General features: G+C 69.3%; 15 protein-coding genes and 1 pseudogene. 10 read left to right on the top strand and 6 right to left on the bottom strand.

Going from position 1 to position 13,770, the window contains the following annotated elements:
* The first annotated feature begins 289 nt into the window (after window positions 1–289).
* From PD653B2_RS10050 to PD653B2_RS10070, 5 genes are all read left to right on the top strand, one after another.
* Window positions 290–1,027, top strand: a complete 738-nt coding sequence (locus PD653B2_RS10050; protein WP_242665230.1) for a sulfite exporter TauE/SafE family protein — start codon at window positions 290–292, stop codon at window positions 1,025–1,027.
* An 11-nt stretch (window positions 1,028–1,038) separates the two neighbouring features.
* A complete protein-coding gene (locus PD653B2_RS10055) occupies window positions 1,039–1,269 on the top strand; it encodes a cation transporter (protein ID WP_085872237.1) in 231 nt (76 codons plus the stop codon).
* 71 nt (window positions 1,270–1,340) lie between these two features.
* The gene (locus tag PD653B2_RS10060; protein WP_085872238.1) at window positions 1,341–1,544 is read left to right on the top strand and encodes a heavy-metal-associated domain-containing protein; all 204 of its coding nucleotides are present in this window, start codon (window positions 1,341–1,343) and stop codon (window positions 1,542–1,544) included.
* Window positions 1,541–2,542 carry a hypothetical protein gene (locus tag PD653B2_RS10065; RefSeq protein WP_085872239.1) on the top strand — a complete coding sequence of 334 codons (1,002 nt, stop codon included), beginning with the start codon at window positions 1,541–1,543 and terminating at the stop codon, window positions 2,540–2,542. The genes PD653B2_RS10060 and PD653B2_RS10065 overlap by 4 nt, the downstream gene beginning before the upstream one ends.
* An 80-nt stretch (window positions 2,543–2,622) precedes the next feature.
* Window positions 2,623–4,878 carry a heavy metal translocating P-type ATPase gene (locus PD653B2_RS10070; RefSeq protein ID WP_089503925.1) on the top strand — a complete coding sequence of 752 codons (2,256 nt, stop codon included), beginning with the start codon at window positions 2,623–2,625 and terminating at the stop codon, window positions 4,876–4,878.
* Between the two features lie 309 nt (window positions 4,879–5,187).
* Here the strand turns inward: PD653B2_RS10070 and PD653B2_RS10080 are convergent, their stop codons facing one another.
* Entirely contained in the window at window positions 5,188–5,622 is a 435-nt protein-coding gene (locus PD653B2_RS10080) for a DUF2752 domain-containing protein (RefSeq protein WP_207559476.1), read from the bottom strand.
* A 246-nt stretch (window positions 5,623–5,868) separates the two neighbouring features.
* On the opposite strand from PD653B2_RS10080, the gene PD653B2_RS10085 reads away from it, so the two are divergent.
* Both PD653B2_RS10085 and PD653B2_RS10090 read left to right on the top strand, forming a co-directional pair.
* The gene (locus PD653B2_RS10085; RefSeq protein ID WP_085872243.1) at window positions 5,869–6,234 is read left to right on the top strand and encodes a BlaI/MecI/CopY family transcriptional regulator; all 366 of its coding nucleotides are present in this window, start codon (window positions 5,869–5,871) and stop codon (window positions 6,232–6,234) included.
* Window positions 6,231–7,268: a M56 family metallopeptidase gene (locus PD653B2_RS10090; RefSeq protein ID WP_085872244.1), complete on the top strand. Its 1,038-nt coding sequence runs from the start codon at window positions 6,231–6,233 to the stop codon at window positions 7,266–7,268. The genes PD653B2_RS10085 and PD653B2_RS10090 overlap by 4 nt, the downstream gene beginning before the upstream one ends.
* Window positions 7,269–7,369: 101 nt before the next feature.
* On the opposite strand, the gene PD653B2_RS10095 is transcribed toward PD653B2_RS10090, so the two are convergent.
* The 3 genes from PD653B2_RS10095 to PD653B2_RS10105 all read right to left on the bottom strand — a co-directional run bounded on the left by PD653B2_RS10095 (window position 7,370) and on the right by PD653B2_RS10105 (window position 10,365).
* On the bottom strand, window positions 7,370–7,564 hold the full coding sequence (locus PD653B2_RS10095) for a hypothetical protein (RefSeq protein ID WP_085872245.1): 195 nt from the start codon (window positions 7,562–7,564) through the stop codon (window positions 7,370–7,372).
* 351 nt (window positions 7,565–7,915) lie between these two features.
* On the bottom strand, window positions 7,916–8,914 hold the full coding sequence (locus tag PD653B2_RS10100; RefSeq protein WP_085872246.1) for a cytochrome d ubiquinol oxidase subunit II: 999 nt from the start codon (window positions 8,912–8,914) through the stop codon (window positions 7,916–7,918).
* The gene (locus tag PD653B2_RS10105) at window positions 8,911–10,365 is read right to left on the bottom strand and encodes a cytochrome ubiquinol oxidase subunit I (RefSeq protein WP_242665231.1); all 1,455 of its coding nucleotides are present in this window, start codon (window positions 10,363–10,365) and stop codon (window positions 8,911–8,913) included. The genes PD653B2_RS10100 and PD653B2_RS10105 overlap by 4 nt, the downstream gene beginning before the upstream one ends.
* Window positions 10,366–10,573: 208 nt before the next feature.
* Between PD653B2_RS10105 and PD653B2_RS10110 the strand changes: the two genes are divergently transcribed.
* The 3 genes and pseudogenes from PD653B2_RS10110 to PD653B2_RS24230 all read left to right on the top strand — a co-directional run bounded on the left by PD653B2_RS10110 (window position 10,574) and on the right by PD653B2_RS24230 (window position 12,036).
* On the top strand, window positions 10,574–10,930 hold the full coding sequence (locus PD653B2_RS10110) for an ArsR/SmtB family transcription factor (RefSeq protein ID WP_242665232.1): 357 nt from the start codon (window positions 10,574–10,576) through the stop codon (window positions 10,928–10,930).
* A 102-nt stretch (window positions 10,931–11,032) separates the two neighbouring features.
* Window positions 11,033–11,841, top strand: a pseudogene (locus PD653B2_RS10115) (cation diffusion facilitator family transporter).
* A gap of 45 nt (window positions 11,842–11,886) precedes the next feature.
* Complete coding sequence (locus tag PD653B2_RS24230; RefSeq protein ID WP_207559475.1) at window positions 11,887–12,036, top strand: hypothetical protein; 150 nt, start codon at window positions 11,887–11,889, stop codon at window positions 12,034–12,036.
* Window positions 12,037–12,041: 5 nt separating this feature from the next.
* On the opposite strand, the gene PD653B2_RS10120 is transcribed toward PD653B2_RS24230, so the two are convergent.
* Both PD653B2_RS10120 and PD653B2_RS10125 read right to left on the bottom strand, forming a co-directional pair.
* Window positions 12,042–12,755, bottom strand: a complete 714-nt coding sequence (locus PD653B2_RS10120) for a ZIP family metal transporter (protein WP_085872248.1) — start codon at window positions 12,753–12,755, stop codon at window positions 12,042–12,044.
* A gap of 87 nt (window positions 12,756–12,842) precedes the next feature.
* A complete protein-coding gene (locus PD653B2_RS10125) occupies window positions 12,843–13,745 on the bottom strand; it encodes a cation diffusion facilitator family transporter (RefSeq protein ID WP_085872249.1) in 903 nt (300 codons plus the stop codon).
* Window positions 13,746–13,770 lie beyond the last annotated feature (25 nt).

The following is a 13,770-nucleotide window of genomic DNA, read 5'->3' on the forward strand; positions in this document are numbered from 1 at the left end:
TCACCGGGTTGGTGGCTCGCCAACACAAGGGGGTTCGGCCTGCGTCGGCCGCGATGTCCCGCGACCACGGGCAGGGCCGGGCGGCGGGCACCGACCGGCCCGCGTTGGGGACATCTCGGCTGCGGCTCGGGCGGTTGGCGGACGATCTGAGTCCTGTGGGTGGCTTCCTGGCCGGGAAGCTGGTGTCCCACACGATCCTCGGAGCACTGTTGGGTGGGGTGGGTACGGCAGTTGAACTGTCGGCGCACACGCGAGCGCTAGTTCAGCTGCTCGCCGGCGCGTTGATCGTGTGCTCGGTCTCGCCCAGCTCGGGATGCCCGGGTTCAAGGGCTTCGTGATCACTCCTCCATCGTCTTGGCTGCGCCTGGTGCGCGGCCGGGCGCGATCCCAGGCTGCGCTCGCTCCGGCGGTGCTGGGCTTCGCGACCATCCTGATCCCGTGCGGAGTGACCCTGTCGGTGATGGCGCTGGCGCTGACCTCGGGCTCGTGGGTCGGCGGCGCGGCCACGATGGCGGTCTTCGTGATCGGGACGAGCCCGCTGTTCACCCTGATCGGGTACCTGGCCCTCAAGGCGGTCACCACGTGGAAGAACCGCCTCGCGATCGCGACCGGCGTCGTCCTGCTGGGCATGGGCTTGTACACGTTCAACGGCGGGCTCACCATCCTGGGCTCGCCGCTCGCCGCGAGGAACCTGGCCAGCACCCTCGGGTTCGAGGAGGCGCCGGCGGACGCCTCGACGGTCACCGCGGCCGCGGACGGCAGCACCCAGACCGCGGTGATCACCGTCAGCCCGGGCAGCTACTCCCCTGGCAATGTGCTGGTGAAGGCCGGAGTCCCGACCAAGCAGGTTTTCCGGTCTGAGAACGCTGCCGGTTGCGAGCGAGCCCTGGTGATCGGCTCTCTCGGCGTGGATGAGGTGCTCCCTGCCAACGGCGACACCGTCATCGACGCCGGCACCTTGGAGGCGGGGACCATCGAGTACTCCTGTGCCATGGGCATGTACTCCGGGCTGATCACGGTCCAGTGAGGAGGACGGTCATGGCGACCACGACACGACAGACCTTCAGCGTCGAGGGCATGCACTGCGCATCGTGCACGCTGCTCATCGACGAGATCCTCGAGGAGCTCGACGGGGTACGCCGCTCGACGACCAAGCTGCGCAAGCGCCGCACTGTCGTCGAGTTCGACCCGGCCACCTGCACCCCCGACGCGATCGTGGCCGCCATCGCCGGGGCCGGCTCCGGCTACATCGCGACACCCAAGCCCTAACCGGGCCGTACCCCCGTAGGGTATATGGTTGGAGTCGACACGGAGCCGAGCTGAATCGAAGGAGTCCTCCCATGAGCAGCAGCACCTACACCGTCACCGGCATGACCTGCGGCCACTGCGTCGCCTCCGTCACCGAAGAGGTCAGCGAGATTCCCGGCGTGGAGCAGGTCGACGTCGTCTTGGAGACAGGCACCCTGACGGTCATCGGCAACCAGCCGATCGACCCGGTGGCGGTACGGGCCGCGGTCGAGGAAGCGGGGTACCAGCTCGGATGAGCACGGCGGTCCGCATCGCCGCCTTCGTGGCCGCCGTGGTCGCGGTCTTCGCGACCGCCCTCGTGGTCGGCCGTGGCATCGGCCCGATCGGCGACAACGGCGAGGGTGCCGAGGCCATGGATCACACCTCGGCTGGAACAGCTCCCGAAGGGGCGGAGTCCGCGGAGGACGCCATGGAGGACGCCATGGAGGTCCCGGGCGGCCTGATGGTCTCCTCAGGCGGGTACACCTTCGACCTCGGCCAGCAAACCGCTGCGCCCGGGACCGGGGTCCCACTGTCGTTCCGGATCCTCGGGCCCGACGGGGAGCCGGTGACCGGGTACGACGTCGAGCACGCGAAGGAACTGCACCTGATCGCGGTACGGCGCGACCTGACCGGGTTCCAGCACGTCCACCCGACGCTCGCGACAGACGGCACCTGGTCGACCGATCTCGCGCTCACCCCCGGCGACTGGCGACTGTTCGCGGACTTCAAGCCCACCGACGTGGACGCGTTGACTCTCGGCGCCGACCTCCCGGTGGCGGGCCGCTACCAGCCCGCGGCCAGCCCGGGCGAGTCGCGAACGAGTGCGGTGGATGGGTACCAGGTCACGATCGACGGCGAGCTCGTCGCGGGCACCGACTCCCGCCTGAGACTCACCGTGACCAAGGATGGCAAGCCTGTCACCGACCTGGAGCCGTACCTGGGCGCCTACGGACATCTCGTGGCGCTCCGTGAAGGCGACCTCGCCTACCTGCACGTCCACCCCGACGGCACCCCGGGCGACGGCACCACGGAGCCCGGCCCGGCGGTCGCGTTCGTCGCCGAGGTACCGAGCGCCGGCGCCTACCGGCTGTTCCTCGACTTCCAGCACGACGGCGTCGTGCGCACCGCGTCCTTCGCTCTCAGTGCCGAGGCCAGCGAAGCGGCTGAGCCCCCGGAGCCGTCCGATTCGACGCCGACCGAGTCGACGCCGTTCGAGTCCACGCCGTCCGAGTCCGGCCACAACGGTCACTGACTAGGAGAACGATCGTGACCACCTCCTCTGCACCCGCGTCCGAGACGCCAACAGCCGACGTCGAGCTCGATCTGACCGGGATGACCTGCGCGTCGTGCGCGAACCGGATCGAGCGCAAGCTCAACAAGCTCGAGGGCGTGACCGCGCTGGTCAACTACGCCACCGAGCGCGCGAAGGTGACCTACCCGCTCGCGCTGGGCACCGACGACCTGGTCACTACCGTCAGGGCCGCGGGGTACGGCGCGACCGTCCGTCGGCCCAGGGGCAGCGCCAGCGAGGCGGGCGGCACGGAGGGCGAGACAGCGCCCGAGGACGCCGCCACGGCGACCCTGCGGCACCGTCTGCTCGTCTCCATCGCCCTCACCGTTCCCGTGATCGCGATGGCGATGGCGATGATCCCGCCGCTGCAGTTCGCCAACTGGCAATGGCTCTCCCTCACCCTGGCCGCGCCGGTGGTGGTGTGGGGTGGCTGGCAGTTCCACCGGGCCGCGTGGACCAACCTGCGCCACGGCACATCCACGATGGACACGTTGATCTCGCTGGGCACCCTGGCCGCGCTCGGCTGGTCGGTCTATGCCCTGTTCTGGGGCACCGCCGGTGAGCCCGGCATGAAGCACGCCTTCGAGCTGACCGTCGCCCGGTCCGACGGGTCGGGCAACATCTACCTCGAGGCGGCGGCCGGCGTCACCACGTTCATCCTCGCCGGCCGCTACCTCGAGCACCGGGCCAAGCGCCGCGCCGGCGCCGCGCTGCGGGCGCTGATGGACCTCGGCGCCAAGGACGTCGCCGTACTGCGTGACGACCCCGATGGGCCGGTCCAAGAGCGCATCGGCGTCGACCAGCTCACCGTCGGCATGCGGTTCGTGGTCCGGCCGGGCGAAAAGGTCGCCACCGACGGCGTCGTCGAGGACGGCGTCTCCGCGGTCGACGCCTCGCTCCTCACCGGCGAGTCCGTCCCGGTCGAAGTCGGTCCCGGTGACACCGTCGTCGGCGCCACCGTCAACGCCGGCGGCCGCCTCGTCGTCCGGGCCAGCCGGGTCGGCGCGGACACCCAGCTCGCCCAAATGGCCCGCCTGGTCGAGGAGGCACAGACCGGCAAGGCCGCCGTCCAGCGGTTGGCCGACCGGATCTCCGGTGTGTTCGTGCCGATCGTGATCGCGATCGCCGCCGGCTCTCTCGGCTTCTGGATCGGCACCGGCGCCGGTGCCGCGCAGGCCTTCACCGCCGCCGTGGCCGTCCTGATCATCGCCTGCCCGTGCGCACTGGGCCTGGCCACCCCGACCGCCCTGATGGTCGGCACCGGCCGCGGCGCCCAGCTCGGCATCCTCATCAAGGGCCCCGAGGTGCTGGAGTCCACCCGCAAGGTCGACACCATCGTGCTGGACAAGACCGGCACCGTGACCACCGGGCACATGACGCTGACCGAGGTCGTGCCGGCGGCTGTCGAGGACGAGGGCCTGGTGCTCTGGCTGGCCGGCGCACTCGAGGACGCCTCCGAACACCCCATCGCCCGCGCCATCGCCACCGCCGCCACCGAACGCCACGGCTCACTCCCCCGGGTCGACGACTTCGCCAACATCGAGGGTCTGGGCGTCACTGGGCGGATCGCGCACGGCGGCGCGGCCACCGAAGTGCTGGTGGGCCGGCTCAGGCTGCTCCGGGAGCGGGCAATCACGATCCCACCCGAGCTCGAGACCGCCCTGGCCGACGCGGAGCGACAGGGCGGCACGGCCGTCGTCGTGGCCTGGGACGGCGCCGGCCGCGGCGTCCTCGTGGTCGCCGACGCGATCAAACCCACCTCGGCCGCGGCCATCCGGCAACTGCGCAAGCTGGGCCTGCGGCCGGTTCTGCTCACCGGCGACAACCGGGCCGTCGCGGCCACCGTCGCCGCCGCGGTGGGCATCGACGCCGACGCGGTGATCGCCGAGGTGCTCCCCGCCGACAAGGTCGAGGCCATCAAGCGGCTCCAAGCCGACGGGCGGGTCGTCGCCATGGTCGGCGACGGGGTCAACGACGCGGCCGCCCTCGCCCAGGCCGACCTGGGCCTGGCGATGGGCACCGGCGCCGACGTCGCCATCGAGGCCAGCGACCTGACCCTGGTCCGCGGCGACCTGCGAGTCGCGGCCGACGCCATCCGGCTCGCCCGGCGCACCCTGGCGATCATCAAAGGCAACCCGTTCTGGGCCTTCGCCTACAACGTCGCAGCGATTCCCCTGGCCGCCGCCGGCATGCTCAACCCACTGCTCGCCGGCGCGGCGATGGCGTTCTCCTCGGTGTTCGTGGTCACCAACAGCCTGCGCCTGCGGCGGTTCCGGGCCGCCAACGGGAACACCTGAGCTGTGGCGGGCACCAACGGCCCGCCGCGCTCGCCGAGGTCCCCCGCGTCCTGATGCCCTGCGATGTCCTTCGGTTCTACGAGCACGTCGCGTCGTCGCGTCAGCCCTGAGGATGCTGGAGCAGCTGAACAACCAGACATGGTCGCGGTTCGCGGGCGGATGTCACCTCGACCGCGACAGCGGATCCGCGAACCGGTCGGCCGGTTTGGAGAGCACTTGGCTCGACAGCCTCCGGTTCTCCGGGGTCACCCAGGTGACCGGCGAGGTCCGCTTCCCCGGTGCGGCGAGCTGAGCCCCAGCCCCCGCCACTTACCGCCAGGTATCCGTGCCGGCCATGAGCAGGTCGGCGCGCAGCTGCTGGCGGATCTCGAGCAGGACCACCAGTGCGACCACCATGGCGATCGCCCACCGTCGCCGCGCCGGTGTCCATTCGGTGATCAGCGTGACCCAGCGGCGGGAGACGAACCCGACCCCCGCGCGCACGATGGCCAGCGCGGCGCCGTACACGATCACGATGCTGAGCGGGTTGTAGCGCCACGCCTCGCCCAGGTCGCCCCGGGCGGCGTATCGGGCCGCGCGGGTGCCACCGCACAGCGGATCCATGATCCCGAACCTGTGCAACGGGCCGTGCAGGTCGACCGGCGGCAGACCAGCCACCGCCATCATCACGGCAATCCCCAGAGCGAGCAGAGCGACGAGGGTCAGCCACCGATGCCGATCCCGATCCTGGATCCGGAGCCGCACGAACGGAACCGGACCGGCCCCCCTCTCGAGCGACTGCCTCACGGCCACCGCCACCCACCGAGGACTGGGACCGGCGGCGAGGTCATCCCGGGCAGCGCCGTGGGGTCAACCAGACCGGCGGCGACCAGATGACTCGTCATTGCTGGAGTCCTTGTCCGAGGCGAAGGGGGGTCGATCTACTATCCCGCATAGAATATGGCCCCGGCAGGAACCACCGCCACGGGCGGACGGGATAAGGGAGCGGCGATGCGGACGCTGGGTGACCTGGAGGCGCTCGTGATGGAGCAGCTCTGGAAATCCACCGAACCACAGTCGGTGCGTCAGGTACTCGACTCCCTCCCCCACGGCCGCAGCCGGGCCTACACCACGGTGCTGACGGTCCTGGACAACCTGTTCCACAAGGGCTTCGTCGAACGGCGCCGCGCGGGCCGCAGTTACGTCTACGCGGCCACTCAGACTCGCGCCCAGTACACCGCCGAGGCGATGGAAGCAGCGTTGGCCGGCGCCGGCGCCGGCGACCGCGACGCGGCGTTGATGAGCTTCGTCGACCAGCTGACCGCCCACGAGGCCGCCCAGTTGCGGGCCCTGCTCGCCGAGCGCGACCCGTCATGACGACGCCGGTGGTGCTGTTCGTGGCGGCCGCTGCCATGGGCTGGATCGCCGGCTATCCGCTCGCGCGAGCCCGCTGGGCCGCCACCACGCCGCGGCTGGCCGTCGCGCTGTGGCACTCCCTCTCCTTCGGCGTGGTGTCGTCGGTCGTGCTCGGCGGGTTGGCGTTGGCGGCGCCGATGCTGCCCCAGATGGTGACCTCAGGCCTGAGCGACCTCCTGGAGCGCTGTGCGATGACGCTGCGTGCGGGGCTCGCCGCACCCGGCTCCGCGGCCCTGGGTCTGGGCCTGGCAGGAATGGTCGTGGGCGTCTCGATGCTCGCGCGTCTACTGGCTTGCCTGGCCGTGGTCGCTCGTCGGGCGAGACGCGCGCGGCGTGCACAGCTGCGGGTGCTCGCCCTGGTGGCCCGCCGGCTACAAGGCGACCAGGGCGACCGGCTCCTGCTCCTGCTCCTGGACGATGAGCGCCCCGCGGCGTACTGCCTGCCTGGCTCGAGAGCACGCGGCGGCGACACGATCGTGGTGAGCTCCGGTGCACTGGATCTGCTCGACGATAGCCAGGTCCGGCTGGTGCTGGCCCACGAGCGGGCGCACCTGCGCCAGCGCCACCATTTGGCGACGCTGATCTCGGCAACACTGGCGGCTGCGTTCGGCTGGGTACCGCTGTTCCGACTGGCCGCTCAGCACGTGCCCCCGCTGTTGGAGATGGCCGCCGACGACCAGGCCATTCGGCAGTCCGCAGTCAGATCCGTCGTCCCCAGCCCCCCTGCGACGGCCGCCCGCCGGCGCCTCGCCCAGGCCGTGGTCACCCTGGCTACCGCCCCGACTCCCGCGCCGACTGCCGTCCTGGCCGCGGCCGGTGGTTCAGCACTGGCCCGTGTCCACCGACTCATCCAGCCGCCGCAGCGCCTGAGCATCGCCCGCACCACGCTGCTCAGCATCGGCGTCACGACGGCCTTCGGGGGGCCGCTCCTGGTCGCCTCCGCGCCCGCGCTGTGCGCAGCAGCCATGCAGATCTGCCCGTTCGTGTTCGCCTGACCCGGTGCTGACCGCACGCGCCCGCAAGGCAGGGCGAACGCAGCACACCCACGTCAACCCGAGGGTCCCGGCCAGCACCGCCAGCGGCACGAGGAGATCGCTCACACCCCGCTCGACGTCTGGCCCGAGTTTCGCTCCCCGCGCAACTGCTCGACCTCCGCGCGAAGTTGCGCCACCTCGTCACCCGCGCCAACACGAGACTTGTCCGAGTGGCTTCCGCGCATCATCACAAGCATCATCGCGCCCATCGCGATCGGACAGACCAGTACCGCGAGCAGATAGATCAGATCGGACATCGCCAACCCCTTCCACGACACGGGCAGTTCTACTAAGCGCCATAGTAGTGGCGGAACCAAGGGCGTACGACTGCCCTTGGTCAATCCTTCTCTGCATCGCTACGCCGGCGACCCTCACGTCGGGGCGCGAGCCCGGCGTCACCGATGCCGACGTTGACCTCGCGATAGGAACACAGACTGTGGCCGAGCAACGGACGCCGACGCAGTGCCCACGCCACCGTCATCACCCGCGCCGGCAACCGGATCGGCTCACACACCACTCCCTCGGGTGTCCCTGGTCGGCATGGACCTTGTTGACCCCGACTGCCGTCGTGCGCCCGGGCGAAGAGTGTGGCCTCCATCGCTGTCGGTCTAGTGCGACCATGACTCCGACTGGGTCAGCTTGTAGAGATAGCCCAGCGCGGGTAGCACGATGACCGCAGCCAGGCCGACCGCGACGAGCAGCGCTTCCAGCGTGGCCGGGGCGCCGGCGGCGTCGGTGATGGTGACGTGGTCGACCAGCAGCCAGGGGTACTGACCCACGCCCCACCCCGTGACCACGGCGGCGACGGCGATCAGGGCTGTCACTCGGGCGACCGCGAAGCGGCGGATGCTGACCAGTACCAGCGTGGCGATGCCGGCGAGCGCCGAGATCGCGATCAGGGGTGCGGCCTGGTTCTCGAGTCCGTCGGCCAGCGTGGGCGCATCTTGCTTCAGCGGTATCAGCGCTGCGAAGACGACGATGCCGGTGACGGCCCCGACCGCCAGCGTCCGCCGTCGCACCTGCTCTGCGAGCTTGTGTTGGCCGGAGCGGCGGGCGTCGGCGCACAGGAAGGTCCCGGCGAGGAAGGCGCAGGTGCCGACCGCGATGATCCCGCCGAAGACCGAGGTGGGGTTGAGCCAGGAGGTCCACAGGTCACCGCGCCCGGTCGCCGGCACCCGCCCGGAGGCGACCCCGCCAGCCACGGCGCCGAGAAAGAACGGTGTGATCACCGACGAGATCGCGAAGATCGTGCCGAACAGGCGGGCCTGCGTGAGTGTGGCGGCGTACTTGCGGAACGCGAAGCTCGCCCCCCGGAGCACGATCCCCAGCAGAGCGAGAAGCATCGGCAGAATGAGCGTCGACATCGCGGCTGCGAAGGTGTCGGGGAACGCGGTCCACCAGGTGACTAGAATGTAGATCAGCCAGACGTGGTTGGCCTCCCAGACTGGTCCGATGCTGTGGTCGACCAGCGTGCGGAGCTCGGCGCCACGGGTCGTGCCGCCGGCGGTCAGGTCGTAGAAGCCGGACCCGAAGTCGGCGCCACCGAACAGCGCGTAGGCGACAACTCCCGCGAAGAGGGCAGCAGCGACCACCACCGCCAGGCTCACCGCTGTGCCTCCTGAGGGGTCGAGGCGCCGGAGCTGTGAGGGCGCTGGGCTTGTGGTCCGTACGGGCTGGGGAGGTCGATCTCGCCGGAGCGCCAGCGCCGCGCCATCGACCGCAGCACAACGACCGCCCCGGCGGTCATCAGGGTGTAGACCACCGCGGTTGAACCGAGCAGCCACCACAGGCCCGAGTTCTCCCCGGCCGCCTCGGGTGTGCGCATGAAGCCGTAGACGATCCACGGCTGCCGGCCGACTTCCGTGGCGATCCAGCCAGCTTCCATGGCGACGACCGCGAGCACCCCGGAGACGGCGGCGAACCGGAGGAACCAGCGGCCCTCCAACAGGTCACGGCCGCGCCAACGGGCAACCCAGAACGCGACCGCGGCCACCATCAGCAGAGTCCCGATGCCCACCATGCTCTGGAACGCCAGGTGGGTGATGTTGACCGGCGGACGGTCCTGGACCGGGAAGCTGGAGAGACCTTCGACCGGGTTGGTGAAGGAGTTGCGCGCGATCAGCGAGCCGAGATAGGGAATGTCGATCGACCACCTCACCTCCCCGTCGATCATGATGCCGCCCAGCCGTAGAGGTGAGGGGCTCTCGGTCTCCGTCGCCAGCTCGAACGCGGCGAGCTTGGCTGGCTGTGTCTCGGCGAGGCGGCTGCCGAGAAGGTGCCCTATGAGCGGCTGAACGACGGCCGAGAGGCTCGCGACCGCGAAGGCGAGGGTGAATCCGAGTCGATGCGCCCGATCACGGCGACCCCGCAGCATCCCCACGGCGTACACCGAGGCGATCGTGAAGCCGGCGACCATGTAGGCGGCCACCCACATGTGCAGGAACTGCCAGAACGCATCGGGGTTAAGCAACACCGCCCACGGCTCCACGTTCGTGACCTCGCCGTCGACGAGGTCAAAGCCGACCGGGGCGTTCATCCAGGCGTTCACCGCGATCACGCAGAACGTGCCCACCACACCAGTGACCGCCATCGGCACCACCATCAGCAGGTGCCGCTTGGGTGGCATCCGGTCCCAGCCGTAGAGATAGATACCGAGGAAGATCGCCTCGACGAAAAAGGCTAGGCCCTCGAAGGCGAAGGGGAGTCCGAGGACGTCGCCGTAGGTACCCATGAGCCCCGGCCACAACAATCCCATCTCGAAGCTCAGCACCGTCCCCGACACCGCACCGACCGCGAACAGGACCGCCGAGACCTTCGCCCATTTCCGCGCCAACAGCAGTGCGTCGGCATCGTCGCGTCGGATGCCGATCAGGTGCATCGCGAAGATCATCGCCGGGAACGCCACCCCGAAGCACGCCAGGACGATGTGCCACCCCAGCGACAGCGCCATCTGCTGCCGCGCCGGCAACAGGCCAGCCGGCTCGACGTTCGTCGCAAGGTGGGCCGCTTGCGGGGCGACGTCCGCCAGGCCGGCGAACATGACGAGGGGGTCGAGCATGCCTCGACCCTAGACAGACGGGAAGCCGATCCAACGCACTTGTGAAATCATTCACAAGCGCGAGTTCGATCCGTGGCGTGGCCGAGCGCACGGGGGCTGACGAATGAGATGAGCACCCGGCGTGCACTACGGTAACTGTGACCGCTCGTTCAAGTGTTCAGATGTCCAAATCGCCAGAGGCCAGGTGATCGGCCTCGATGCGTGCTCGGTGACGGGTGTCGACGAGGCCCGGGTTGACGCGACCCGGCCGCTGCTGGTCAACCTTGAGGAGTCGGGTCGGATCGCGGACGCGTTCGCCCTGCTGTCTGACCCGGGCCGGGTGCGGGTGCTGTTCGCGTTGCTGGAGGCGGGTGAGACCTGTGTGTGCGACCTGGCCGAGATGGTCGAGATGTCGCCCTCCGCGCTGTCCCACGGTCTACGGCTGCTCCGGACGGCCGGGGTCGTCACAAACCGGCGCGATGGGCGGATGGTCCGGTACCGCTTGGCTGACAGCCACGTACGGCTGCTGCTGGACGTCACCCGCGAGTACCTCGGCCACACCGCCGACGGCACCCCGGGGGTCTGAGGAATGGGACACGACCACGGACACAGCCACGCCAGCGCTGCCACCGCAGGGGCCCGGCACCGCAGGCCTCTGCTGATCGCGTTCGTCCTCCCTGCGTCCTACATGCTCGTCGAGCTCATCGTCGGCCTGGCTACCGGCTCGCTGGCTCTGCTGTCGGATGCGGCACACATGGGCACCGACGTCCTCAGCCTGGGGATGGCCCTGGCCGCGATCACGCTGGCCCAAGCATCGGCGCACCCGCAGCGCACCTTCGGCACCTATCGCCTGGAGGTCCTCGCAGCGCTGGCCAACGGGGTGTTGCTGTTCGGCGTCGCCGGGTACGTGATCTACGAGGCGGTGCAGCGGTTCGCGGATCCGCCGGAGGTGCCTGGGCTGCCGATGCTGGCCGTGCGGTGATCGGGCTGATCGTCAACCTAATCAGCTTCCGGCTTTTGATGGCCGGCGCTAAAGAGTCCCTCAACGTCAAGGGCGCCTACCTCGAGGTGTTCTCCGACATGCTCGGTTCGGTAGGTGTCATCGTCGCCGCGATCATCATCTTCACCACCGGCTGGCGCTACGCCGACCCCCTGATCGGCGCCGCGATCGGCCTGTTCATCCTTCCCCGGACCTGGAAACTGATGGGGCAGGCGCTACGGATCCTGATGGAGGTCGCCCCGCCGGGACTGGACGTGGACGAGGTCGAAGCCCGGATCAGGGCACTGCCGGGCATTGCCGACGTGCACGACCTGCACATCTGGACCGTCACCTCCGGACTGGACACCGCCAGCGGACACGTGGTGCTGGCCGACGACGCCGAGCTGCACGCCATCCTGGACCGGGTCACCACGCTCCTGGCCGAGGAGTACCAGGTCACCCATACCACCATCGAATGCGAACCAGCCAGCCACGAAGAGCATGTCAACCCCATCTGACCTCCACCTCAGCCCACGCCCGCACACGCTTCGTGAAGGTCCGCTGTGAGCCAGGTCGGCCAGGCCGCGCTGCTGGTCAGCTTCCCCGTCGCTGCCGGGACCATCGGCTCCTCCATCGCTGCCGTGCGCAGGCCAGGCCCACGGGCGGTCAGCGGCATCCAGCACTTCGCCGCGGGCGTCGTCATCGCCGCCTGATCGAGTCATGCGGAGAGCGCGAAAATGACGATGAAGCCGAGGAAGAACATGCTCGCGAGCAATGGTGTTTCCTCAACTTCGTGAGCTTCGACAAGCAGTTCCTCTGTGACGAGGTACAACAAGGCCGCGGCGCCGAAGGCAAGCACCGGCGCGAGCACTGTCGGTCCGGCGTCCTGGAGCGCGAGTGCGCCACCGATTGCCCCGACTGCTGTCAGCATTCCAAGGCCACTCGGCACGGCCATCGCGATTCGTCGAGAGGCACCGCGGCCCTGCAGCTCTGCGGCCACTGATAGGGACAGGAAGAGGATCTCCAGGGTCAGGGCGATCGTCAGGATGATGCCCTTCGATAGCCCGACTGTGGCGCCGACACCGACGAGGAGTCCATCGACGAACAGGTCGATACCAACGGCTACGACCAAGCCGATGGGAATGATGGCAGTGGTCTTCCTGGCCTCGAGCTTCTCGGAGAACCTGCCAAGGGCGAGGAAGAATGCGACGCCTGCGCCAAAGGCGATCACGACGCTGACTATGTGTCCGTCCTCGCGCAGGTCGGGGAGCACCTCGACGGCGACGGCAGCAAAGACCACCCCGGCGGCGAAGTGCTGGATTCCGCTAGCGACTCTGCTCGAGACCTTCGTGAGACCTGCGACGGTCGATCCCGTGATCGCGGCCGCAACCGGGAAGCTGACGAGGAGCGCCGCATTGTCTACGGCACTCACGGGCGGACGCCGCGCTTGTCCTCGGTGCGTTTGACCTCGGCGGGCTTATAGGTCACGAGGAGTCCCGGCAACCGGCCCGGAGCGTGTTCACCACTTCGTCTCCTCGCACTCCCGACTCAGGCTGGCTTCGACCTGCAGCGTGGCGTGCTCGATGTGATGTTGGGTTCGCAATGCCCGATGGGAGGCATCGAGCACGGACTGCGGGCTGGCGCCATCCGTGAGGACGAGGTGGGCGGTCGCGACATTCATGCCCGACGTCAGCGTCCAGATGTGGAGGTCGTGAACGTCGGCGACACCGTCCACCGATTCCAGGTCGGCCACAACCTGCTCGATGTCGACATTGTCGGGAACATGCTGGCCGAGCACCGCGAGAACCTCTCGGCCCAGGCTCACGGCGCGGACGGCAACGAAGACCCCGATCGCCAGGGCGACCACGGTGTCCCACCAACCGCTCCCAGTTGCTGCCACCAGGACGCCGGCGACGATCACGCCAACACTTCCAGCCGCGTCCGCGACGACCTCGTAGTAGGCGCCCTTGACGTTGAGCGACTCCGACGCACCGCCCCGGAGCAGCAACATGGAAACGATGTTGATGATCAGCCCGAGCGTGCCCACGACGAGCATGGGACCGAACTGCACCTCGACGTCAGAGCCAATACGACCGAGCGCCTCGATCACCACGTAGACCGAGACGCCGAGCATCACGAGAACCGTGAAGCCCGACGCGAAGATCTCGGCTCGGTATGACCCGTAGGTCCGCCGGCCCGTGGTGTCCGGGCGACTGGCGATCTTGGTGGCGGTCAAGGCAGCGCCAAGCGCGACGACGTCCGCAGCCATGTGACCGGCGTCCGAGATCAGGGCCAAGGAGTCGGCCAGCAGTCCGTAGGTTAGCTCGACGACGAAGAAGGCTGCCACCATGGCGAAGGCCACCGCTAGGCGCCAACGATGATTCGCCCCCGCGCTGCCGCCGTGGCTGTGTCCGTGGCCCATGTTCAGCGCACCTCTCCGCGAGCCA

This window comes from Nocardioides sp. PD653-B2 (assembly GCF_002117935.1).
Taxonomy (GTDB): domain Bacteria; phylum Actinomycetota; class Actinomycetes; order Propionibacteriales; family Nocardioidaceae; genus Nocardioides.

Coding starts and splice junctions, on each gene's coding strand:
- PD653B2_RS10055 (WP_085872237.1), top strand. CDS start 1,039: ATGGCGACCACGACACGACAGACCTTCAGCGTCGAGGGCATGCACTGC.
- PD653B2_RS10065 (WP_085872239.1), top strand. CDS start 1,541: ATGAGCACGGCGGTCCGCATCGCCGCCTTCGTGGCCGCCGTGGTCGCG.
- PD653B2_RS10125 (WP_085872249.1), bottom strand. CDS start 13,745: ATGGGCCACGGACACAGCCACGGCGGCAGCGCGGGGGCGAATCATCGT.
- PD653B2_RS10090 (WP_085872244.1), top strand. CDS start 6,231: ATGACGACGCCGGTGGTGCTGTTCGTGGCGGCCGCTGCCATGGGCTGG.
- PD653B2_RS10095 (WP_085872245.1), bottom strand. CDS start 7,564: ATGTCCGATCTGATCTATCTGCTCGCGGTACTGGTCTGTCCGATCGCG.
- PD653B2_RS10060 (WP_085872238.1), top strand. CDS start 1,341: ATGAGCAGCAGCACCTACACCGTCACCGGCATGACCTGCGGCCACTGC.
- PD653B2_RS10105 (WP_242665231.1), bottom strand. CDS start 10,365: ATGCTCGACCCCCTCGTCATGTTCGCCGGCCTGGCGGACGTCGCCCCG.
- PD653B2_RS10085 (WP_085872243.1), top strand. CDS start 5,869: ATGCGGACGCTGGGTGACCTGGAGGCGCTCGTGATGGAGCAGCTCTGG.
- PD653B2_RS10070 (WP_089503925.1), top strand. CDS start 2,623: ATGACCTGCGCGTCGTGCGCGAACCGGATCGAGCGCAAGCTCAACAAG.